Source organism: Streptomyces sp. NPDC016677, from assembly GCF_055562815.1.
On sequence record NZ_JBVHEO010000002.1, the window covers coordinates 379,259 to 399,159 of the forward strand.

Sequence of the window (19,901 nt, forward strand, 5' to 3'; positions counted from 1 at the left end):
GGTGCATGGAGCGCGCGGCCGTGTTCGACGTGGACGGCACCCTCGCCGACACCAATCACCTGCATGTCGTGACCTGGTGGGAGGCGTTCCGGCAGGCGGGCCACCGGGTTCCCATGCACGCCGTCCACCGCGCCGTGGGCCTGCCCTCCACCGACCTGATCGCCCACCTGCTGGGCGAGGACCGGGACACCGACCAGGACGCCGAGCTGAGCGCCGCGCACAAGGCGCTGTACGGGCAGTACTTCGACCGGCTGCCCGCGCTGCCGGGCGCGGGGGAACTGCTGCGGCGGCTGGCCGGGGACGGCTGGCAGGTGGTGCTGGCCACCTCGGCGGGCGGCGCGGAACTGAGCGCGCTGCGCCGGGCGATCGACGCCGACGAGGCGATCACCGCCACCGCGAGTTCCGACGACGTCGACGCGGGCAAGCCCGCGCCCGAACCCGTGCGGCACGCCCTGGAACTGGCCGGTGTGCCCGCCGAGCGGGCCGTCTTCGTCGGCGACACCGTCTGGGACATGGCCGCGGGCCGCAGGGCCGGGGTCCGCTGCGTCGGTGTGCTCAGCGGCGGCATCCCGCGCGCCGACCTGGTGGAGGCCGGCGCGGACGCGGTCTATGACGACCCCGCCGACCTGCTGGCCGAGCTGGCCGACAGCCCCCTGAGGTGAGCGTGCCGATCACGCGGATACTCGACGGATCATGATGGGGCTGAGCGAGGGGGCCGTACGGCTCGCGGACACGGTACGGCGGGAGGTGTCCACCGCGGGCCGGGCGATCGTGGCCGTGGTGCGCGGACCGGGACGTGAGCGTGACCTGGTCAAACAGTCGCTGAAGGCGGCCGGGGCGGGACTGCTCGCCTGGCTCGTGGCGGGCGTGTGGATGGACGACCCGATGGCGCTGATGGCGCCCTGGGTGGCCGTGGTGCTGGTGCAGGCCACCGTCTACAGCTCGGTACGGCAGGCCGCGCAGCAGTTCGCGGCCATCTGCATCGGCACGCTGCTGGCCTCCGGGGCCCAGGAACTCACCGACAACACCACCGTCGCGCTGGCGGTGTCCCTGCCGCTGCTGATGCTGCTCGCCAACTGGCCGCGCTTCGGGGCGCAGGGCATCTACACCGCCACGACGGCCGTGTTCATCCTGGCCTCCGGGACCGTCTCGGAGTACGCCGTCGCCCACCGGCTGGGGCAGGCGGCGCTCGGCGCGGTCATCGGCGTCGCCGTCAACGCGCTGGTGCTGCCCCCGGTTCATCTGCGGGACGTCCGGGAGAACCTCTCACTGCTCGCCCGGGAGACGGGCGACGTCCTGCGCACCGTCGCGGAGGGTCTGCGGGAGGACTGGGACGAGCAGAGCGCCGCCGACTGGTCGAGCGAGGCGGCGCGGCTGCGGTACCGCGTCGAGGCTCTGCGCTCCGCCCGCGCGTGGAGCCGGGAGAGCCTGCGCCTGACCTACGGGCCGCTGCGGGCCCTGCACCGGGTGCCGCCGGCGTCGACCGTGCCGTCCGAGGAGGAGGACCGGCGGTGGGGCCACATCGCCGACAACGTCACGGCGCTGACCCGGACGCTGGCGGTGACGGCCGACGAGCACCGGACCCCCACTCCGCCCGAGGGGCCGGTACTGCGGCTGTACGCCCGTCTGCTGGAGCTGATCGGCGACGCCTGCCGGGTGGAGGCCGAGCGGCTGCGGGGCGGCGACGGGAGCGGCGGCCCGGAACTTCCGACCCGGGAGGCGATGGAGGACCTGCACCGACGGCTCCAGGAAGGGCTGCGGGAGCACGCCCAGCGGGGGTCGGAGACGGCGGCGGTCCTGGGCACCCTGCTGCTCCAGGCCGAGAACCTCTGGGCCGGGACACTGCCGGACGGTGAACCGGCCCGGGAGGCCGGGACGGCACCGGACGGTGAGACGGCGCAGGGCGCCGGGGCGATCACGGACGGCGAACGGCAGTGACGCACATCACCCCAAAGCGGCGCAGAACGCGGAACACCCGAGGGGCCCGCACCGTTGGAGAAGACGTGGGTACGGATGGGACAGTGTCCCCGGGCCTCACCTATCGCCCACAGGGAAGATCGTTCGGCTGAAGCCCTGTGGAGCCCCTCGCCGAGAGGCGACCGCCATCCGTGCCCACACCTGAGCCGCCCCGACCGTGATCCCCCCGTCCGGTCGGGGCCTTCTTCTGCCCGGCGCCGGTCACGACCGGCCGCGCCGATCGGCGCGGCTTGACTTCGAGAGCGCTCCAATTCGTACCGTTCCGGGCATGAGCACTGCACAGCACAAGATCGGCTCGGGCTTCGGGCGCCGCAGCACCGCCGACGACGTTCTCGCCGGCCTCGACCTGACCGGACGGCTCGCGGTCGTCACCGGCGGCTACTCGGGCATCGGTCTGGAGACGACGCGCGCTCTCGCCGGGGCCGGGGCGCGGGTCGTGGTTCCCGCCCGCCGCCCCGCCGCCGCCCGGGAGTCGCTGGGCGGACTGGCCGGGGCGGAGGTGGACGAGATGGACCTGGGGGACCTGGACAGCGTGCGCGCGTTCGCCGAGCGGTTCCTCGACTCCGGGCGGACGGTCGACATGGTCATCGACAGCGCCGGGATCATGGCGTGCCCCGAGACCCGGGTCGGGCCGGGCTGGGAGGCGCAGTTCGCCACCAACCATCTCGGGCATTTCGCGCTGGTCAACCGTCTGTGGCCGGCCCTCGAACCGGGCGGCGCCCGCGTCGTCTCGGTCTCCTCCCGGGGCCACCACGCCTCGGGGATCCGCTGGGACGACGTGCACTGGCGCACCGGCTACGACAAGTGGCAGGCCTACGGGCAGGCGAAGACCGCCAACGTCCTGTTCGCCGTGCACCTCGACCGGCTCGCCCGGGACCGCGGGGTACGCGCCTTCGCGCTGCACCCCGGCGGCATCCTCACCCCGCTCCAGCGTCATCTCTCCACGGCGGAGATGGTGGACCGCGGCTGGATCGACGAGAGCGGCCGTCTCCTCGATCCGGACGCCTTCAAGACACCGCAGCAGGGCGCGGCGACCCAGGTGTGGGCCGCGACGTCACCGCTGCTGGACGGGATCGGCGGCGTCTACCTGGAGGACTGCGACATCGCCGAACCCGCCCCGGCCGACGGGTCGGGTTCCGGCGTCAAGGACTGGGCCGTGGACCCGGACCAGGCCGCCCGGCTGTGGCGGCTCTCGGCGGAACTGACCGGCGTCGACGCGTTCGCCGCCTGAACCGGCAGCGGGGCCCGGCCCCAGGGCGGGCCCGGCCCCGGGTCCTGTCCGGGTCCTGTCCGGGTCCGGTCCGGGTCCGGGACCCGTCCTCTTCGAGTCCGGCCCGGGGCCGGTCCGGGTCCGGGGCCGGGGCCGGTCCGGGTCCGGGGCCGGGGACGGTCCGGGTCCGATATCGCTCCGGGGTCGGTATCGCGTGCATCCCCCGTGTACGGGTACCCGGTCGCCTCCGTCCGGACATGCGGCCGAGAGGAGCGCGAAGTGAGCGGCGCAACGGGCAGCAGGATCGTGGTCACCGGGGCCACCGGCAACGTGGGCACGAGTGTGGTGCGGCTCCTCTCGGAGGATCCGCAGACCGGTTCGGTGCTGGGCCTGGCCCGGCGGATCCCCGACTGGTCACCGGCGAAGACCGAGTGGGCCGCGGTCGACCTCGCCGCCGAGCGGGCCGACCTGACCGGCTTGTTCGCGGGAGCGGACGCGGTGGTCCATCTGGCCTGGGCGTTCCAGCCGACGCACGACCCGGCCACGACTTGGCGCACGAACGTACTCGGCTCCATCCGGGTGTTCGAGGCGGTGGCCGCGGCCGGGGTGCCGGCCCTGGTGCACGCCTCGTCGGTCGGGGCGTACTCGCCGGGCCCGAAGGACCGGGCGGTGGACGAGTCCTGGCCCACGCACGGCTGGCCCGACGCGGCGTACTGCCGGGAGAAGGCCTACCTGGAGCGCACCCTGGACGTCTTCGAACGCGACCACCCCGGAATCCGGGTCGTCCGGATGCGTCCCGCCTTTCTGTTCAAACGGCAGTCGGCGAGCGAGCAGCGCCGGATCTTCGGCGGCAAGTACCTGCCCGGTCCGCTGGCCCGCCCGGATCTGCTGCCCTTCCTGCCGGACATCCCGGGGCTGCGGATGCAGGCGCTGCACACCGATGACGCCGCCGACGCCTACCGGCTCGCGGTGCGCTCCGCCGACGCCCGGGGCCCGTTCAACCTCGCGGCCGACCCGCCGGTCGACGCGGAACTGCTCGGCGAGCTGGTCGGCACGCCGCGGCGGGTCCGGCTGCCCCGGTCCGCCGCACGCTCGGCGATCGCCGCCGCCTGGGGGCTGCGTCTGCTGCCGGCCTCGCCGCACCTGTTCGACGCGGTACTGCGGCTGCCGCTGCTGGACTGCGGCCGGGCCCATACGGAGCTGGGCTGGCGCCCGGAGCACACGGCCACCGAGGTGCTGGCGGAGTTCCTCCAGGGGTTCCGGGAGGGCGCCGGCGGTCCGACGGAACCGCTGCGGGGACGCAAGGCCGGCTGACCTCGCCCGACGGCCGGACCGACGGACGGGTCGACGGACGGACCGGCCGGCCGCGCGCCTTCGCCGCGCCCCGCCTCAGCCGGACGACTCGTCCGGTACGGGGTGCTCGGGGTGGACCGCTCCCGAGTGCGGCGCTCCCTGCCGCCCCGTCCCCGCCTCGTCGGTGTCCGGTACGTCGGTGACCGCGGCCGGCCCGGTGGCCCCGTCCTCGGCGTCGTCGCCGTTCTCGGTGTCGTCCGCGTCGGTGCCGGTCTCGCGCGCCGCGAGACCGGGGGCGACGTCCCAGGGGTCCTCCCCCGCGTCGGCCTGCTGGTCCGGCATGTCACGAGGCACCGGAGCGCCGTTCTCCCCGGGGCCTTCGGCACGGTGGTCGGTCACGGCGCTCTCCCTCCGGGCCGTCCGTGCTCCCGGACGCCCCATGTCGTGCTGGTACTCGTGGTCACTCGCGCTCGTACGAGCGATGCCGGGGTACCTCCGCGCCGCCCGGCGAAACCTCGACGCGGCGTCCTCGGCTCCGAATCCAGTCCGCTCCGGAATATTCGGTGGCCTCGCCCAGGCAGGGCTGCCTACGGTGGGCCGGTTCCTAGACCTCCTAGGTTTGAGACCCCTGGGCGCAGACCCCAGGTTTTCCGGAGACCTCCATGAGACCACTCGACGAACGGGACATCCGCTCGTCCTTCGTCAACTGCTCGAAGGGCGAGGCCAAGCGGCTGCCCCTGCCCCGCGATCTGGGCGACCGCCCCTGGGACGACCTGGACTTCCTGGGGTGGCGGGACCCGGGCGCGCCCGACCGAAGTTATCTGGTCGCCGAGCGCGAGGACCGCCCCGTCGGCGTGGCGCTGCGCTTCCAGCAGGGCCGGCGCGGCGTCCTGCAGCGCAGCCTGTGCTCGCTGTGCCTGACGACCCATCCGCGCGGCGGGGTCTCGCTGATGACCGCCCGCAAGGCGGGGCCGGCCGGGCGCGAGGGGAACTCGGTCGGGCTGTACATGTGCGCCGACCTCGCCTGTTCCCTGTACCTGCGGGGCAAGAAGGTCCCGGAGAGCGGGACCCGGTTCGAGGAGAGCCTCAGCCTGGAGGAGCAGGTCGCCCGGACGCTGGGCAACCTGGACGCGTTCCTCGGCAAACTGACGGTCTAGCGGTCGCGCAGCCGGGCCGCCTCGACGTCGTGGAGGTGGATCAGCACGTCGTGAGCACGGGCGAGCGCGACGTCGTAGGGGCCGTCCGGGTAGTCGGTGCCTATGCTGCGGGTCGGCCGGGCCTCGCGGAGCCAGGCCGCCGCCGGGGGGCCGAGAGTCCGCAGGTCGACGAGGAAGTCGCGGTGGCGGACCCGGTCCAGGGTGTGCTCGTTGCTGCCGGGGTTCGCCGGTCCGAGCGTCCAGCGGTGAATGGCACCGTCTTGTCCGGTGGCGTTGAACGAGCCCCGGTCGAAGGTGAGGCCGACGCTGACGTAGTCGTCGCCGAGACGGTCGCGCAGGAAGGCGCCCTGCATCCTCGGGTAGTGCTCCGGGTCCATGGTCTCGTAGGAGACGTGGGCGTTGTGCGCGGACAGCAGCACCTTGGTGCCGGTGCGGCGCTGCCACCACAGGACGTTGTCGGCCATCGCCTCGTCCCGGTAGCGCATCGCCGCGGCGGTCTGCGCCGGGTCGTCGAAGTCGAAGGCGTACTGCCGGGCGGTCCGGTCGACGGCGGTGGCCTGCTGGACGGCCCGGTCGTACCCCGCGCGGTCGCCGTCGGGGCCCTGCCGCTCCAGCAGCCGCAGGGCCTCACCGGTGCGGTCGGCGCGCTCGCGGCGCTCGGCGTACGGCTTGCCGAGGTACTCCTCGATGTAGGTCCCCGTCGGCACGGCGGGCCGCAGCCCTCGGTACAGCTCGGTGACACGCGCGCTCAGCTCGGGATGATGTCCGGCGACGTACTCCATGACCTCGTCGTAGACCTCCGGGCCGGTCCAGGCGATGTCGTCGCCCAGGAAGCGCACGGGGTCGTCGGGATGCCGCTCGTTGTACGCCCGCATCCACTCCACGAGTCTCAGGTAGTCGGTGTTGTTCCACCACAGGTAGTCGCGCTGGAACTCGTCCCGCATGATGCGCCGGGGGTCGCCCCTGCCGTGCACCACGTAGTCGTCGAGCCGCAGGCCGGTGCTCCAGCTCGCCTCCAGGGCGAAGGTGCGGAAGCCCCGCTCCGTCACCAGGTGGCGGAAGACGCGGTCCTTGAGGGCGAAGAAGTCGTGGGAGCTGTGCGTGGCCTCGCCCAGTCCGACCACCCGGGCGTCACCGGTCATCTCGCTCAGTGGGCGCAGGTCACGTGTGTCACCGCCTGGTTCCACGGTGCGTAATGGGTGGGCGGCCCGCTCGAGTGCCGTCACGACCGCCGGTCCCGGCTGTGTCGCCGGCCGGGAGAGGGACGGTGGGACCGCTGCCACGGCCGGGGTGCCGAGGGTGAACGTGCCGAGGACGATGGGCAGCGTCAGGGCCCTTGCCAGGTGTCGCGTCATGCCTTGCTTCTTCATGATCCAAGGCTGCCGCGCAGCGGACGGGCGGCGCCATGAGGTCGGCCCCCGTCTTCGACTGCGGAGAACCACGGGCGGGCACTGAGGTTTTCCACAGGTTCCGGCACCTGGATCCGCGCCACACGTCCGGCCCCGCGTGGCGCGTGGGAGCGGGGTGAGTCCTCCGCCTCCGGTTACGGTCCGTTCTGTCCATAGACGTTCGTTGCACCTGGGGAAGGGGAACAGACCCGAGGATGCTGGATGTACGTGAGAGGTCAGTGTCCCTGGCACGGTCGTTGAAGACGGCGCACCGTGATCCCGTGGTGGTGCAGGCGTTCCGCTCGGCCGCCGCGGCGTCGATCGCCTACGTGATCGCGGTGCGGCTGAGTCCCGAACCCGCGCCGCTCACCGCTCCGCTCACCGCGCTGCTGGTCGTGCAGGTCACCCTGTACGCGACGCTGAAGATGAGCATCCGCCGTGTGAACGCCGTGGTGGCGGGCGTCCTGGTGGCCATCGTCTTCAGCTCGGTGGTGGGACTGAGCTGGTGGAGTCTGGCCCTGATCATCGTGGCCGCCCTGGGTGTCGGACATCTGGTGCGGGCGCACGAGTTCACGGCCGAGGTGGCGATCAGCGCCATGCTGGTGCTCGGTGTGACCGCGCACGGGGCGCTGGCGTGGGCCCGGGTGGTGGAGACACTGATCGGGGCGATCGTCGGACTGGCGTTCAACCTGGTCCTCGCTCCCCCGGTGTGGGTGGAACAGGCCGGCGCGTCGATCGAGAACCTGGCGCGGCGGCTGAGGCAGCTGATGCTGCGGGTGGGTGAGGAGGCCGCCGACAACACCCCGTTCCTGCAGGCGGCGGCGCGGCTGCACGAGGCCCGCGCGCTGGACCACGACATCGCCGAGGTGGACGAGGACCTGCGGCAGGCGGAGGACAGCCTGCGGTTCAACCCGCGAGTGCGCGAGGGGCTGCTGCACCGGGTGGTACTGCGCACGGGCCTGGACACGCTGGAGATCTGCACGGTCGTCCTGCGGGTGCTGGCGCGCACGCTGACCGACCTGGCCAAGGAGCGCGAGCCCGAGCCGCTGTTCCCGGCGGAGACGGGCGCCACCGTGGAACAGCTGCTGTCCGAGATCGGGGACGCGGTGGTCAGTTTCGCGGTACTGGTCACCACCAGCGCCAGCGAGAACGCCGAGTCCGCGGAGGAGCGGCTGACCGCCGAACTGCGGCAGGCCGCGGTGACCCGGGACAAGCTCGCCCAACTGCTCCTGGAGGAGGTGCAGCGCGACGCCCGGCTGTGGCAGCTCCAGGGCGCGGTGCTGACCGAGGTCAACCGCATCATCGACGAGATGGACACCGAGCACCGTTCGCGCCGGCTGCTGGAGGAACTGGACCGCCACACCCGGGAGCAGCGCGAACGCCGGCCCCGGCTGGCCCGGCTGCGGGACTGGTTGCGCGGCCTGCGCCCGCTGCGGCGTAAGCGGGGGGCCTCCGGCGGATGATCGGCCTGAGGGGGCGAGGTGCAGGGCGACGCGAGGGAGTACGGCCCCGCTGTCACGCCTGGCGACTCGGTCACGGACCACGGCCGTCAACCCGTACGACCACCGGCCTCGCACGGCCGTCGGTCCCACCCGCCACCGTCCCCGGCCCGCCCCCCGTCGACCACCACTGTGAACCGACCGCCTCACCCGTCGACCACCGCCGGTGAACCGCCCACCTCCCCTGTCGCCCACCGCCGGTAAACCGCCCGTCTCATCCATCGACCACCGTCGGCGAACCGGCCGTCTCACCCATCGCTCTCCGTGCGCTGCCGTTGCAGCGCGCGTGGGCAGGACGCGCCGCTCGCCTGGGTGAGCAGTACGTGCATGCGCTCGGTGAGCTGGGCGAGGTCGTCGGCGGGCCGGTGGAACGGCAGGCGTACGTCACCGTGGGCACCGGCGCGTTCGATGCGCAGCGTCAGTCCGTGCCGGTCGACGGCGAGCGGCCGGACCCGGACGACGCCGTGCACGCTGTCGGGGTCGACGAGCCGGGTGAGCCGCTCCACCGCGTCACTGTGGCAGTCGGCGAGGTGGGTCAGCAGCCGGGCCTCGGCCGTGGCCAGCGGGTCGGGTTTCGCGGCGCTGAACTCGTCCCGGTCGACCACCACGGAACCGGACTGGCGACGCAGCACCACGCGGGTGGGATGGAAGGCCAGGTGCCCCTCCTCGACGGCCATCCAGCCCGCCATCCAGAGCCGGGCCCGGATCCTGCCGCGCACCGGGACGGGCGCGACGTCGGCGAACTCCAGGACGGCGGAAGGCTCCCCTCTGGGCGCGCAGATCGCCGCCCCGAGCAGGGCACTGTCCTCGGGTACGTGCAGCAGCACCCGGCCGTCGTCCGCCACGGAGTGCGCGCCGACGAACTCCTCGCGCCCGCCCTCCGCGGTCACCGCGCAGGACCACGCGGCGGCGAGCACGGACCGGGCACGCTCCGCCGCCGCGGGCGCGGCAGTCCAGGTCTGGCTGTCTGCCATCCCAACCTCCTTAGGTAAGCCTTGCCTAAGCTACCGAAGATCGGAGTGTGCGCCAACCAGGACGCGTGATCTTTACGAGACCTTCAGGGTGCGAGACGCGCCGCGTCAGGGCGCGAGCGCGCCGAACAGCGCGCGGGCGCACAGGTCGCGCACCTCTTCCCGGGCCGGCTCCCCCTCGCGCAGCCACTCCAGACAGATGGCGGTGGCGAAGGCCAGCCAGCCCCGTACCGCCAGCCGGACATCGGCCCGCCCCGCGAACTCCGCGCCGAAGCCGGGGTCGGCGGCCAGCGCGGCCAGGATCTGCCGCTGCTGGGCGGCCAGTGCCTGCCCGTAGACACGGCGCACGGCCGGATCCCCCGCGGTGTCGGCGCGGTGAAAAGCCCGGTAGCCGTGCGCGTGCGCCTCGACGTACCGCAGATACGCGTCCAGGCCGGCGGCGAGCTGTTCGCGCACCGGGACGCCGGGCACGGCCGCCGTCATCCGCAGCATCCGCTCGCTCTCGCGCTCGACGACCGCCGCGAAGAAGTCCCGTTTGGTCGGGAAGTAGTGGTAGAGCAGCCCCCGGGAGACGCCCGCGATCTCGGCGACCCGCTCGATCCACACCTCGTCGTAGGGGCTCTCCGAGAACAGCCGCGCCCCCACCGACAGCAGTTGCTCCCTGCGTTCCCCGGTGCTGAGCCGGCGGCGGACGCGCGCACCCTGGTTGGCGGCCATGCCCGCACCTTACTTGACGTGAATTCAACAATGGACCGAGACTGAGGCGGCGCGCTATTGAACCCACGTACAACATTTCCGCGTGCCACTTTCCCGTGCACCACACCCCCACCCAACCCCCACCTACAGACGGAGACAGCGTCATGGCGGAGACGAGGGACGGACTGCCCAAAGGGTTCCGCAGTGCCGAGCTGGGCTGGCCCGAGCTGGGGCGAATACCCCGTCCGCCGCACCGGCTCCCGCTGCTCGGGGACGTGCTCGGCGCGAGCCGGCGCACTCCCCTCCAGGGCACGATGCGCCAGGCGGAGCGGCTGGGGCCGATCTTCCGGCGGCGGGCCTTCGGCAAGGAGTTCGTGTTCGTGTGGGGCGCGGCCCTCGCGGCCGAGCTGGCGGACGAGGCGCGGTTCGCCAAGCACGTCGGCCTGGGCGTGGCCAATCTGCGTCCGGTCGCCGGGGACGGGCTGTTCACGGCGTACAACCAAGAGCCCAACTGGCAGCTCGCGCACGACGTCCTCGCCCCGGGGTTCAGCCGTGAGGCGATGGCGGGCTACCACCCGATGATGCTGGACGTGGCGGACCGGCTCCTCGCCCACTGGGACCGCGCGGGGGCGGCGGGCCGGGCGGTCGACGTGCCCGGGGACATGACCAAGCTGACGCTGGAGACGATCGCGCGCACCGGGTTCGGGCACGACTTCGGGTCGTTCGAACGGTCCCGGCCGCATCCCTTCGTGACCGCGATGGTCGGCGCGCTCACCTTCGCGCAGCGCCGCAACACCGTGCCCGGTCCGCTCGCCCCGTTGCTGCTGCGCCGCGCGAGCCGCCGCAACGCGGCCGACATCGCCTTCCTGAACCGCGCCGTCGACGACCTGGTCCGCGCCCGCCGCACCGGACAGGGCAACGGGGATCTGCTCGACCGGATGCTGGAGACCGCCCATCCCGGCACCGGGGAGCGGCTGTCCGCTCGGAACGTGCGCCACCAGGTCATCACCTTCCTGGTGGCCGGGCACGAGACGACCTCGGGCGCGCTCTCCTTCGCCCTGCACTACCTCTCCCGCCATCCAGAAGTGGCCGACCGGGCCCGCGCCGAGGTGGACCGGGTGTGGGGCGGCACGGCGGCCCCGGCCTACGAACAGGTGGCCAAGCTGCGGTACGTCCGCCGGGTCCTGGACGAGTCGCTGCGGCTGTGGCCGACCGCGCCCGCCTTCGCCCGGGAGGCCCACGCGGACACGGTGCTCGGCGGCGTCCATCCGATGCGGCGCGGCGCGTGGGCCCTGGTGCTCACGCCGATGCTGCACCGCGACCCCGAGGTGTGGGGGCCGGACGCCGAGCGGTTCGACCCGGACCGGTTCGAGGCGGCGGCCGTACGGGCCCGCGCCCCGCACACCTACAAGCCGTTCGGCACGGGCGCGCGGGCCTGCATCGGGCGGCAGTTCGCGCTGCACGAGGCCACGCTGGTCCTCGGACTGCTGCTGCGCCGCTACGATCTGCGTCCGGACCCGCGGTACCGGCTGCGGGTGACCGAGCGGCTGACGCTGATGCCGGAGGGACTGCGGCTGCGCCCCGAGCGGCGGCGGACCGGCGCGTCCGGCGCGCCCGTCGCATCCCTCGCGGCCGAGGCGCCGAGGGTGCCCGCACCGGGCCGGGAGCCGGAGCCGGAGCCGGAGCCGGAGCCGTCAGAGTCCCGCTGTCCAGTGCACCGGGCGGGTGACTGACCCCGGCAGCCGGGTGCCGGAACTCCCCCGGGCCGCGTTCACCTGGGGCTGGGTCAGGAAGAACGCCCCCGTCAGGTCCGCGTCCGTCAGGTCGGTGTCCCTGAGATCCGCTCCGATGAGGTCCGCGCCGCGCAGGTCGGCGCCGGTCAGGTCGGCCGCGATGAGACAGGCCCCGCGCAGGTCGGCGCCCCGCAGATCGGCCCCGCGCAGCCGGGCGCCCAGCAGGTCGGCACGCCGGCGGCTCTTCCCGCGGCCGCCGGACCGGGCCCGCGCCAGCTCGCTGACGCGCAGCAGGAGTACGTCGACCTGCCGGCGGTGCGCCGCCACGTCGAGCGCGGCCAGTTCCTCCGGGGTGCCGCCCGCCAGCCGCTCGGTCCGCTCCCGCATCCGGCGCAGGTCGCCGTGGACGGGACGGGCGGCCGGCAGGGTCAGCGCCTCGGTGAGGTACCAGAGCAGTTCGTGCAACTGCCGCACCAGCGGGAACACCTCGTTCATGGCGCCGGTGCGCCGGCCCGCCCCGCCGAAGGTGACCCGCGAGACCCGCTGCCCCGCGCCGAAGCAGTCGTAGACCGTGCAGCCGGTGAAGCCGCGCTGCCGCAGCCGGTCGTGGATGCCGCAGCGGTGGTCCTCGCCGAGGTTCGGGCAGGGCCGGCCGGCCTCCTTGTCGATGGCGAAGTCCGCCGAGGCGGCGAACGGCAGGGCGACGCAGCACAGGCCGAAGCACCGGGCGCAGTCGCCTCGCAGGTCCCCGAGGGACGGCCGCTCGGCCGTGTCGTTCCGCATGGCAACCAGCATACGGAACGTCCGTTCGACGCTTGTCGGATTTATGCGTCGGGCAGCTCCAGGCGGTCGAGGCGGTCGGTGTCGGCCAGGATGTACAGCTCGGTGATCCGGCCGTCGACGACGGTGACGGTCAGCACGGACAGGGGCTGCCCGGCGCGCCGGGCCACCACTCCGACCGCGCCGTTGACCAGTACGAACCGTGTCTGGACGGCGTCCTGACGGAAGAGCCTGGCCTGTTCGGCCACCGTGCGGGCGCCGCGCACCAGCCGGGACAGGGCACTGCCGGCGTCCGCCCGCAGCACCACGTCCGGATGGAGGACGGCGACCAGCGCTGCGAGGTCGCCGGCGCGGCTGGCGGCCAGGAACGCCTCCAGTGCCTTGCGCTGCCGGCCCAGGTCGGGGTCGGCGCCCGGGGCCGCGTCCCGTGCCCGGCGCCGGGCACGGCTGGCGAGCTGCCGGGTGGCGGCCGGGGAGCGTTCCACGACCGGGGCGATGTCGTCGAACGGCACGGCGAACATGTCGTGCAGGACGAACGCCAGCCGCTCGGCGGGCTCCAGGGTCTCCAGCACCACCAGCAGGGCCGTGCCCACCGAGTCGGCGTGCAGCGCCTCCTGCTCCGGGTCGCCGGACGGCAACGGCGTGAGCAGCGGGTCCGGGACGAACGTACCGGCGTCCTCGGCCATCGGCTCCTCGCGGCGGGTGGCGCGGGAGCGCAGCATGTCGAGGCAGATCCGGCCGGTGACGGTGGTCAGCCAGCCGCCGAGGTTGTCGATGCCGTCGGCGCCCGTGCGGGCCAGCCGTATCCATGCCTCCTGTACGGCGTCCTCCGCCTCGGTCAGGGAGCCGAGCATGCGGTAGGCCACCGCGCCGAGGCGGCCGCGGTGCTCCTCGAACCGGTCGGCCAGCCGCTCCGCGGCGTCCACGCCGGTCACCGGCCGAACACCTGGAAGGCGACCGCCGGCCGGCCGCCGAACCGCTCACCGGTGGTCCGCGCGTACGGCAGGACGATGTCGCGGACGTACGCTTCCGGGTCCTGGTCGGTCAGCGCCTCGATGTAGGTGCGGTGTTCGAGCAGGGAGCGGACCGCGCGCTCCAGGCCGTCCGTGGCGTCCACGGCGTGGGTGGGTGTGTCGGAACCGGCGACGGCGACCCAGCGGACGCCGTCCCACGGCTGGAGGCCCTGGTCGGTCAGCTCGGGGAAGATCCAGCGGTTGCCGGCGTCCGCCACCGCGTCCAGCGCGGCCCGGCCGACGGCCACGTGGTCCGGGGTGTTCCAGTACGTCCCGCCCCAGACCTCCTCCCGGTGGGTGAGGGTGATGACGAGTTCGGGGCGGTGCCGGCGGATCGCGGCGGCGATGTCCCGGCGCAGCGCGGTGCCGTACTCGACGACGCCGTCCGGGTGGTCGAGGAACTCGACCTCCGTCACGCCGACCACGGCGGCGCTCGCCCGCTGCTCGCGCTCGCGCAGCGGGGCGCACTCGGCGGGCGGGAGGGTGTCGATGCCCGCCTCCCCGCGGGTGGCGAGGACGTAGGCCACCTCATGGCCCGCGTCGGTCCACACGGCGATCGCCGCCGAGCAGCCGTACTCCAGGTCGTCCGGGTGGGCCACGACGGCGAGGGCGCGCCGCCAGTCGTCGGGCATGGGCTCCAGGGGTGAAGCAGACGTCGTCGGCTCGGTCATGCTCCGCAGACTAGCCCGGCCCACTGACAGCGCGCCCCGGGATCACAACGCGGCGGACCAGCACGCCTCCCCCGGATCACGGCACCCGCGCTTCACGCCTCGTCGCGGGCGAGGGCGAGGAGCCGGTCCAGGACGCGGGGGCCGCCGGCCCGGACGCCGTCGTGCTCGAACTCGTCGGTGACCCAGGTGCGCAGGCCACGGACGGCGCGGGCGGTGGCCAGGGCGTGGCCGGTGTCGACGTACATGTCGTCGTGGTAGACGGCGGCGGCGACGGGTACCTCGTTGGCCGCGAGGCGGGCCGGGTCGTACAGGGGCGTCCAGTCGGTGCGGGCGGCGAGCAGGCCGGCGGTCTCGCGCAGCGGGCGCAGGGCCGGGTCGCAGTCGAACATCCAGGGGTGGATGGTCTCGCCGGTGAACAGCAGCGGTTCGTCGCCCGCGAGGGCCTTGGCGGCGTCGAAGCGCGGGAACTCGGCGCGGACGCGCTCGGCCGACCAGTTCGTCGGGCGGGCGTCCTGGGCGTAGATCGCCTCGTGGATCACCGCGTACAGCGGGTTGGCCGCGAACGACAGCAGGCCCTGGACCTGTTCCTGGAAGGCGTCGGACAGTTCGTGGCCGCCGGGGGTGCGGACGAAGGCGTCCTCCAGCACGAAGTGCAGGCGGTGGCTGCCCTCGCCGGCGCCGAGCATGATGCCCAGCGACTGGAACGCCTCCACCGTGAACCGGTAGCCGTTCGGCAGGACCACGTCGTGGGTGAGGAGGTGGTCGGCGATGCGGCGGGCGCGTTCGACGTCCTGGGGGTAGCGGGCGTAGTGGGCGGCGACCTTGCGTTCGATCCGCGGGTAGGCGGCCCGGTAGACGTCGTCGGCGTGGGCGTCGAGGGAGGGCAGGCCGCCGGTGATCAGGGCGGTGGCGAGGCCCTCGGGGGCCAGGGAGAGGTAGGCGACGGTGCAGAAGCCGCCGAAGCTCTGGCCGAGTACGGTCCAGGGGGCGCCGCCGGTGACCTGGGGGCGGATCGCCTCGCAGTCCAGGACGATGGAGTCGGCGCGGAAGCGGGTGAGGTGGTCGGCCTGCCGGGCGGGGCCGCCGCGCAGCGGGAGGGTCTGCCGGTTGGCGGGGGTGGAGGCGCCGGTTCCGCGCTGGTCGAGCAGGAGGACGCGGTACTCCTTGAGGGCGCGGCCCAGCCAGGCCGGCTTGCCGATGAAGCGGTTGGCTCCGAAGCCGGGGCCGCCCTGGAGGTAGAGCAGCCACGGCAGGTCCCGGTCCGCCTTGTCGCCGGCGACGGCCTCGCGGGCGTACAGCTCGATCGTCTCCCCGCCGGGGTCGGCGTGGTCGAGCGGGACGGTGAAGCGGCGGTCGGTGAGGACGACGCCGGGCTGGCGGTAGCTGACGCTCAACGAGGACTCCCGGTCTCCTGGGGCGGACGGTTTTCCGGCCGTGCCCCAGTTCAGCACAGGGTCGTCCGGTCGCCGCCCCCGGGACCGGGAGATCCTGCGCGGCGGGCGGTCAGCGGGCGGCGAGACTGGAGCGCCGCACCACCAGTTCGGGCTGGAGCACGACCTTGCGGTGCTCGTGCGGTGCCCCCGTCGCCTCCGCCTCGGTCTCCTCCAGGAGCAGGTCGGCGGCGAGCGCGCCCATGGTCTGGGCGGGCTGCCGTACGGAGGTGAGGGGGACGGCCGCGGCGGCGGCGAACTCGATGTCGTCGTAGCCGACGATGGCGAGGTCGTCGGGGACGCCGACCCCGGCCGCGTACATGGCCTGCAGGACGCCGAGGGCGAGCAGGTCGTTGGCGCAGAACACGGCGGTGGGCCGGTCGGCGAGGCCGAGGAGGCGGGCGCCGGCGTCCCGGCCCGCGGCGACGTCGAGCCGTTCGGTGGGCAGTTCGCGCAGCGCGTCGGGGCCCAGGCCGGCCTCGGTGAGGGCGCGCAGGGCGCCGGTGCGGCGGTCGTGGACCTGGTTGAGACCGGGCGGGCCGCTGACGTAGGCGATGGAGCGGTGTCCGGCGTCCACGAGGTGGCGCACGGCCAGCGCGCCGCCCGCGATGTCGTCGACGGAGACCGAGCACTCGGTGGTGCCCTCGGCGACCCGGTCGACCAGTACGAAGGGGATGTTGTGCCGCCGGAAGACGTCGATGTTGCGGCCGGTGGCGTCGGCCGGGGTGAGCAGGACGCCGCGCACCCGCTGTTCGGCGAAGAGGGAGAGGTACTCGGCCTCCTCGCCGGGGTTCTGGGCGCTGTTGCAGACCATCACGCCCAGGCCGGCGTCCCGGGCGGCGCGCTCGGCGCCGCGGGCCACGTCGACGAAGAAGGGGTTGCCCATGTCGAGGACGAGCAGGCCCATGATCCGGCTGCGGCCGGCGCGCAGCTGGCGCGCGGACTCGCTGCGGACGTAGCCGAGCCGGTCGATCGCCGAGAGCACCCGCGCCCGGGTCTCGGTGGCGACGGTGTCCGGGCGGTTGATGACGTTCGAGACCGTGCCCACGGAGACTCCGGCGGCACGGGCGACGTCCTTGATACCCACCGACTGGGCCATCGGGGAGGGACCTCCAGGGTCGAGCTAGGGGAATGCCTGGGCGACGCGGGGCGGCGGCCGGGAGACCTTCACACTACCGTCGCCGCCCCGGGAGGGCCGCCGTCACGCGGGCAGCCGGAAGTCCACGACGCGCAGCGGTGAGGGCGTGGTGCCGGTGGACCGCTCCTGGTACAGGACCGAGAGCACCCCGTCCTGGGGCACGCGTGTCTCGTCCACGAGGACCTCGCCGAAGGCGTTCAGGTCCGCGCCGTCGTACAGCAGCCGCCAGTCGGTGTACCCGGACGCCCCCGAGGCGGCGGCGATCCTGCCGTAGGGCAGCACCGCGTAGGCGTTGTCGTACCGGTCCAGGACCAGCCGGGTGCGCTGGCTGGAGTCGAGCGGGACGGGGATCTCGGTCTTCTGCCAGCTTCCGGCGGCGTTCTTGCGCAGGTGGAAGGCGCGGCCGTGCGCGGTGCGGTCGGCGACGTAGTCGGTGGTGCACTGGCCGAAGCGGCCGGGGACGTACGAGATGACCGCGTGCGGGCGGCCGGCGGAGTCGGTGGCCTGGCTCTCCTGGTTCATCAGGGAGTGGTCGGGGCCCAGCGGGTCCACCACCAGGCCGGGGTCGGTGACGGAGACCAGGTCGGAGCCACCGGTGGTGGCCACCGCCGTCCCGGCGTCGTCGCGCCAGGTGCGGCCCCGGTCGTCGGAGTACACGTAGCCGGTGTCGTGGTTGGTGATGCCGCCCGGGGAGCACATCACGGCGGCGTTCTGCTCGCGCCAGGTGAAGAAGGCGTGCAGCCGGCCGCGCCGGTCGTAGTCGATGCCGTGCAGGTACATGTTGCGGGCGGTGGAGCTGCCGTGCTCGCTGGTGTAGGTGCCGGTGGAGGCGCTCCACTCCCCCAGCGCCGTCCAGCGGGTGCCGTCGTACTCGGCCAGCGCGTTGCGGCCGTTGCCGGAGACGCCGGCGCGGTAGCTGAGCTGGAGGCGGCCCTCGGGGGTGGCGACGAACTGCGGGTAGGTGAACCGGGTGGTGAGGGGGAGGCCGTCGAGCGTGGCCTGCGGGGTGCCGAAGCCGGCGGCGGTCCAGCTCTTGCGGGTCGGGCGGTCCAGGAGTCCGGCGGCGGACTTGACGTAGGTGAAGCCGTCGCTGTGGGAGTCCAGGTTGAGATGGAGGCGGCCGTCGGTGCGGGAGACGCCCATGGAGATGACGTTGTGGGAGTCGTCGTAGCGCAGGGTGTGGCCGATGCGGAGGGTCTGCCAGGTGGTGTCCCCCAGCGCGCGGCGGGCGACGACCGCGTTGCGGTCGGCGGTGTACCAGGCGGCGTACTGGTGGCCCTTGTAGGTGAGCAGGCCGTTCTTCTGGAAGGAGTTGTTGTTGACCAGGCCGTCGTAGGACACGAAGTAGATGGCCCGGGTGTCGAGCGTGGTGGTGCCCGTCCGGGTGACGGAGGGGCCGGGGGTGGCGGCGGCGCGGGCGGTGCCGCTGGTGAGGACGGGGGCGGCGAGGGCGCCGGCCAGCAGGGTGCGTCGTCTCATGCGGGGCTCCGTGGGTGTTCAGGCGAGGTGGAACACTTCGGTGAGCGGCTTCATCGCCTCGTCCGGGCGGTCGCCGTCGAGGGACTCGAAGAAGGGGGCCATCTCCGCCTGCCACCGGGCGTTGACCTCGGTGGCCGCCATGCCCGCCTGGGCGGCCTCGAAGTCCTCGGTCTCCAGGTAGCCGACGAGCAGGCCGTCGTCTCTCAGGAAGAGGGAGTAGTTGTGCCAGCCGGTGGCCGAGAGCGCCTGCCGCATCTCCGGCCACACGGCGGCGTGGCGTTCGCGGTACTCGGCGAGCTTGTCCTGGCGGACCTTGAGCAGGAAACAGACGCGCTGCATGAAGTACCGCTCCTCCCTCAGTGGCTGACGGGGCGTCAGAAGTCGTACTGGTCGATGTTCTCGGCGTCGAAGACGGTGGGCTTGCCGAGGTTGATCACGCCGTCCGCGCCGATGGTGTACTCGCCCATGTCACCGGCCTCGAAGGTTTCGCCCTCCTTGCCGGTGATCTGACCGGAGGCCAGGGCGACGGCGGTGCGGGCGGCCAGTTCGCCGAGCTTGGCCGGGTCCCACAGCTCGAACTCGTCGACGGTGCCGTTCTTGACGTACTTGCGCATGTCGTTGGGGGTGCCGAGGCCGGTCAGCTTGACCTTGCCCTTGTACTTGGAGCCCGACAGGTACTGGGCGGCGGCCTTGATGCCGACGGTGGTCGGGGAGATGATCCCCTTCAGGTCCGGGTGCTCCTGGAGCAGGCCCTGGGTCTGCTGGAACGACTTCTGGGCGTCGTCGTCGCCGTAGGCGACCTTGACCAGCTTGATGTCCTTGTACTTCGGGTCCTTCAGCTCGTCCTTCATGATCTCGATCCAGGCGTTCTGGTTCGTCGCGGTCTGCGTGGCGGAGAGGATCGCGATCTCGCCCTTGCCCCCGATCTGCTCGGCGAGCAGCTGGACCTGGGTGCGGCCGAGGTCGTCGGCGGAGGCCTGGGAGATGAAGGCGTTGCGGCACTCGGGGTTGGCGTCCGAGTCGTAGGTGACGACCTTGATGTCGTTCTTCATGGCCTGCTTGAGCGCGGTGCACAGGGCGCCGGGGTCCTGCGCGGAGACGGCCATCGCGTCGACCTGCTGCTGGGTGAGCGTGTTGACGTAGGAGACCTGGCCGGCGGTGTCGGTGCCGCTGGAGGTGCCGACCTCCTTGTAGGTGGAGCCCAGTTCCTTCAGGGCCTTCTCGCCGCCCTTGTCGGCGACGGTGAAGTACGGGTTGTTGACCTGCTTCGGCAGGAAGCCGACGGTCAGGCCCTTCTTGGTCGCGGCGTTCGGGTCGGCCTTGCCGGCCGCGGCGGCGGAGCCGCCCTCGTTCTCGACGTCCTTCTTGGTGGTGCCGCCGCAGGCGGTGACCGCGAGGGCGAGGGAGGTGACGGCGGCCAGGGCCGCACAGGTACGGCGGATCGACGACTTGCGCATGGCGGAGTC

19 protein-coding genes are annotated in these 19,901 nt (G+C 73.3%); 7 read left to right on the forward strand and 12 right to left on the reverse strand.

Annotation, left to right across the window (positions count from 1 at the left end; translation table 11 throughout):
* The first annotated feature begins 5 nt into the window (after positions 1–5).
* The 4 genes from ACZ3IG_RS07065 (at position 6) to ACZ3IG_RS07080 (ending at position 4,501) form a co-directional block, all read left to right on the forward strand.
* The gene (locus ACZ3IG_RS07065; RefSeq protein ID WP_467429741.1) at positions 6–662 is read left to right on the forward strand and encodes an HAD family hydrolase; all 657 of its coding nucleotides are present in this window, start codon (positions 6–8) and stop codon (positions 660–662) included.
* A 31-nt stretch (positions 663–693) separates the two neighbouring features.
* Positions 694–1,938, forward strand: coding sequence for an FUSC family protein (locus ACZ3IG_RS07070; protein WP_467429743.1), 1,245 nt, complete (start codon positions 694–696; stop codon positions 1,936–1,938).
* A gap of 307 nt (positions 1,939–2,245) precedes the next feature.
* Positions 2,246–3,208: an SDR family NAD(P)-dependent oxidoreductase gene (locus ACZ3IG_RS07075; RefSeq protein ID WP_467429745.1), complete on the forward strand. Its 963-nt coding sequence runs from the start codon at positions 2,246–2,248 to the stop codon at positions 3,206–3,208.
* Between the two features lie 258 nt (positions 3,209–3,466).
* On the forward strand, positions 3,467–4,501 hold the full coding sequence (locus tag ACZ3IG_RS07080) for an SDR family oxidoreductase (protein WP_467429747.1): 1,035 nt from the start codon (positions 3,467–3,469) through the stop codon (positions 4,499–4,501).
* 75 nt (positions 4,502–4,576) lie between these two features.
* Here ACZ3IG_RS07080 and ACZ3IG_RS07085 read toward each other — a convergent pair whose 3' ends face one another.
* On the reverse strand, positions 4,577–4,879 hold the full coding sequence (locus ACZ3IG_RS07085; RefSeq protein ID WP_467429749.1) for a hypothetical protein: 303 nt from the start codon (positions 4,877–4,879) through the stop codon (positions 4,577–4,579).
* A gap of 263 nt (positions 4,880–5,142) precedes the next feature.
* On the opposite strand from ACZ3IG_RS07085, the gene ACZ3IG_RS07090 reads away from it, so the two are divergent.
* Positions 5,143–5,637, forward strand: a complete 495-nt coding sequence (locus ACZ3IG_RS07090; protein WP_467429751.1) for an FBP domain-containing protein — start codon at positions 5,143–5,145, stop codon at positions 5,635–5,637.
* Here the strand turns inward: ACZ3IG_RS07090 and ACZ3IG_RS07095 are convergent.
* A complete protein-coding gene (locus ACZ3IG_RS07095) occupies positions 5,634–6,992 on the reverse strand; it encodes an erythromycin esterase family protein (RefSeq protein WP_467429752.1) in 1,359 nt (452 codons plus the stop codon). The genes ACZ3IG_RS07090 and ACZ3IG_RS07095 overlap by 4 nt on opposite strands.
* Positions 6,993–7,240: 248 nt before the next feature.
* Here ACZ3IG_RS07095 and ACZ3IG_RS07100 point away from each other — a divergent pair, with 248 nt between their 5' ends.
* Positions 7,241–8,488, forward strand: coding sequence for an FUSC family protein (locus tag ACZ3IG_RS07100; protein WP_467429755.1), 1,248 nt, complete (start codon positions 7,241–7,243; stop codon positions 8,486–8,488).
* 284 nt (positions 8,489–8,772) lie between these two features.
* On the opposite strand, the gene ACZ3IG_RS07105 is transcribed toward ACZ3IG_RS07100, so the two are convergent.
* Positions 8,773–9,498 (reverse strand): DUF2470 domain-containing protein, encoded by a 726-nt coding sequence (locus ACZ3IG_RS07105; RefSeq protein WP_467429757.1) that lies wholly within the window; start codon positions 9,496–9,498, stop codon positions 8,773–8,775.
* Positions 9,499–9,603: 105 nt separating this feature from the next.
* Entirely contained in the window at positions 9,604–10,212 is a 609-nt protein-coding gene (locus ACZ3IG_RS07110) for a TetR/AcrR family transcriptional regulator (protein ID WP_467429758.1), read from the reverse strand.
* Between the two features lie 143 nt (positions 10,213–10,355).
* Between ACZ3IG_RS07110 and ACZ3IG_RS07115 the strand changes: the two genes are divergently transcribed.
* Positions 10,356–11,924 carry a cytochrome P450 gene (locus ACZ3IG_RS07115; protein WP_467429760.1) on the forward strand — a complete coding sequence of 523 codons (1,569 nt, stop codon included), beginning with the start codon at positions 10,356–10,358 and terminating at the stop codon, positions 11,922–11,924.
* Here the strand turns inward: ACZ3IG_RS07115 and ACZ3IG_RS07120 are convergent.
* From ACZ3IG_RS07120 to rhaS, 8 genes are all read right to left on the reverse strand, one after another.
* Entirely contained in the window at positions 11,886–12,707 is an 822-nt protein-coding gene (locus tag ACZ3IG_RS07120) for a pentapeptide repeat-containing protein (RefSeq protein ID WP_467429762.1), read from the reverse strand. The genes ACZ3IG_RS07115 and ACZ3IG_RS07120 overlap by 39 nt on opposite strands.
* A gap of 41 nt (positions 12,708–12,748) precedes the next feature.
* Complete coding sequence (locus tag ACZ3IG_RS07125; protein ID WP_467430537.1) at positions 12,749–13,630, reverse strand: sigma-70 family RNA polymerase sigma factor; 882 nt, start codon at positions 13,628–13,630, stop codon at positions 12,749–12,751.
* A 5-nt stretch (positions 13,631–13,635) separates the two neighbouring features.
* Positions 13,636–14,388, reverse strand: coding sequence for a PIG-L deacetylase family protein (locus ACZ3IG_RS07130; RefSeq protein WP_467429764.1), 753 nt, complete (start codon positions 14,386–14,388; stop codon positions 13,636–13,638).
* Between the two features lie 92 nt (positions 14,389–14,480).
* On the reverse strand, positions 14,481–15,782 hold the full coding sequence (locus ACZ3IG_RS07135) for an alpha/beta fold hydrolase (protein WP_467429765.1): 1,302 nt from the start codon (positions 15,780–15,782) through the stop codon (positions 14,481–14,483).
* Positions 15,783–15,891: 109 nt separating this feature from the next.
* Entirely contained in the window at positions 15,892–16,917 is a 1,026-nt protein-coding gene (locus ACZ3IG_RS07140) for a LacI family DNA-binding transcriptional regulator (protein ID WP_467429767.1), read from the reverse strand.
* A gap of 102 nt (positions 16,918–17,019) precedes the next feature.
* Complete coding sequence (locus ACZ3IG_RS07145) at positions 17,020–18,435, reverse strand: BNR repeat-containing protein (RefSeq protein WP_467429769.1); 1,416 nt, start codon at positions 18,433–18,435, stop codon at positions 17,020–17,022.
* An 18-nt stretch (positions 18,436–18,453) separates the two neighbouring features.
* Positions 18,454–18,774: an L-rhamnose mutarotase gene (locus tag ACZ3IG_RS07150; RefSeq protein WP_437082486.1), complete on the reverse strand. Its 321-nt coding sequence runs from the start codon at positions 18,772–18,774 to the stop codon at positions 18,454–18,456.
* Positions 18,775–18,809: 35 nt separating this feature from the next.
* Positions 18,810–19,892 (reverse strand): rhamnose ABC transporter substrate-binding protein, encoded by a 1,083-nt coding sequence (rhaS, locus tag ACZ3IG_RS07155; RefSeq protein WP_467429771.1) that lies wholly within the window; start codon positions 19,890–19,892, stop codon positions 18,810–18,812.
* Positions 19,893–19,901 lie beyond the last annotated feature (9 nt).

What these genes read in the sequence shown, in the direction of transcription:
- ACZ3IG_RS07120 (WP_467429762.1), bottom strand. Translation starts at nt 12,707, where the DNA reads ATGCGGAACGACACGGCCGAGCGGCCGTCCCTCGGGGACCTGCGAGGC.
- ACZ3IG_RS07110 (WP_467429758.1), bottom strand. Translation starts at nt 10,212, where the DNA reads ATGGCCGCCAACCAGGGTGCGCGCGTCCGCCGCCGGCTCAGCACCGGG.
- ACZ3IG_RS07065 (WP_467429741.1), top strand. Translation starts at nt 6, where the DNA reads ATGGAGCGCGCGGCCGTGTTCGACGTGGACGGCACCCTCGCCGACACC.
- rhaS (WP_467429771.1), bottom strand. Translation starts at nt 19,892, where the DNA reads ATGCGCAAGTCGTCGATCCGCCGTACCTGTGCGGCCCTGGCCGCCGTC.
- ACZ3IG_RS07105 (WP_467429757.1), bottom strand. Translation starts at nt 9,498, where the DNA reads ATGGCAGACAGCCAGACCTGGACTGCCGCGCCCGCGGCGGCGGAGCGT.
- ACZ3IG_RS07115 (WP_467429760.1), top strand. Translation starts at nt 10,356, where the DNA reads ATGGCGGAGACGAGGGACGGACTGCCCAAAGGGTTCCGCAGTGCCGAG.
- ACZ3IG_RS07150 (WP_437082486.1), bottom strand. Translation starts at nt 18,774, where the DNA reads ATGCAGCGCGTCTGTTTCCTGCTCAAGGTCCGCCAGGACAAGCTCGCC.
- ACZ3IG_RS07075 (WP_467429745.1), top strand. Translation starts at nt 2,246, where the DNA reads ATGAGCACTGCACAGCACAAGATCGGCTCGGGCTTCGGGCGCCGCAGC.
- ACZ3IG_RS07145 (WP_467429769.1), bottom strand. Translation starts at nt 18,435, where the DNA reads ATGAGACGACGCACCCTGCTGGCCGGCGCCCTCGCCGCCCCCGTCCTC.
- ACZ3IG_RS07130 (WP_467429764.1), bottom strand. Translation starts at nt 14,388, where the DNA reads ATGACCGAGCCGACGACGTCTGCTTCACCCCTGGAGCCCATGCCCGAC.
- ACZ3IG_RS07100 (WP_467429755.1), top strand. Translation starts at nt 7,241, where the DNA reads ATGCTGGATGTACGTGAGAGGTCAGTGTCCCTGGCACGGTCGTTGAAG.
- ACZ3IG_RS07095 (WP_467429752.1), bottom strand. Translation starts at nt 6,992, where the DNA reads ATGACGCGACACCTGGCAAGGGCCCTGACGCTGCCCATCGTCCTCGGC.
- ACZ3IG_RS07070 (WP_467429743.1), top strand. Translation starts at nt 694, where the DNA reads ATGATGGGGCTGAGCGAGGGGGCCGTACGGCTCGCGGACACGGTACGG.
- ACZ3IG_RS07140 (WP_467429767.1), bottom strand. Translation starts at nt 16,917, where the DNA reads ATGGCCCAGTCGGTGGGTATCAAGGACGTCGCCCGTGCCGCCGGAGTC.
- ACZ3IG_RS07090 (WP_467429751.1), top strand. Translation starts at nt 5,143, where the DNA reads ATGAGACCACTCGACGAACGGGACATCCGCTCGTCCTTCGTCAACTGC.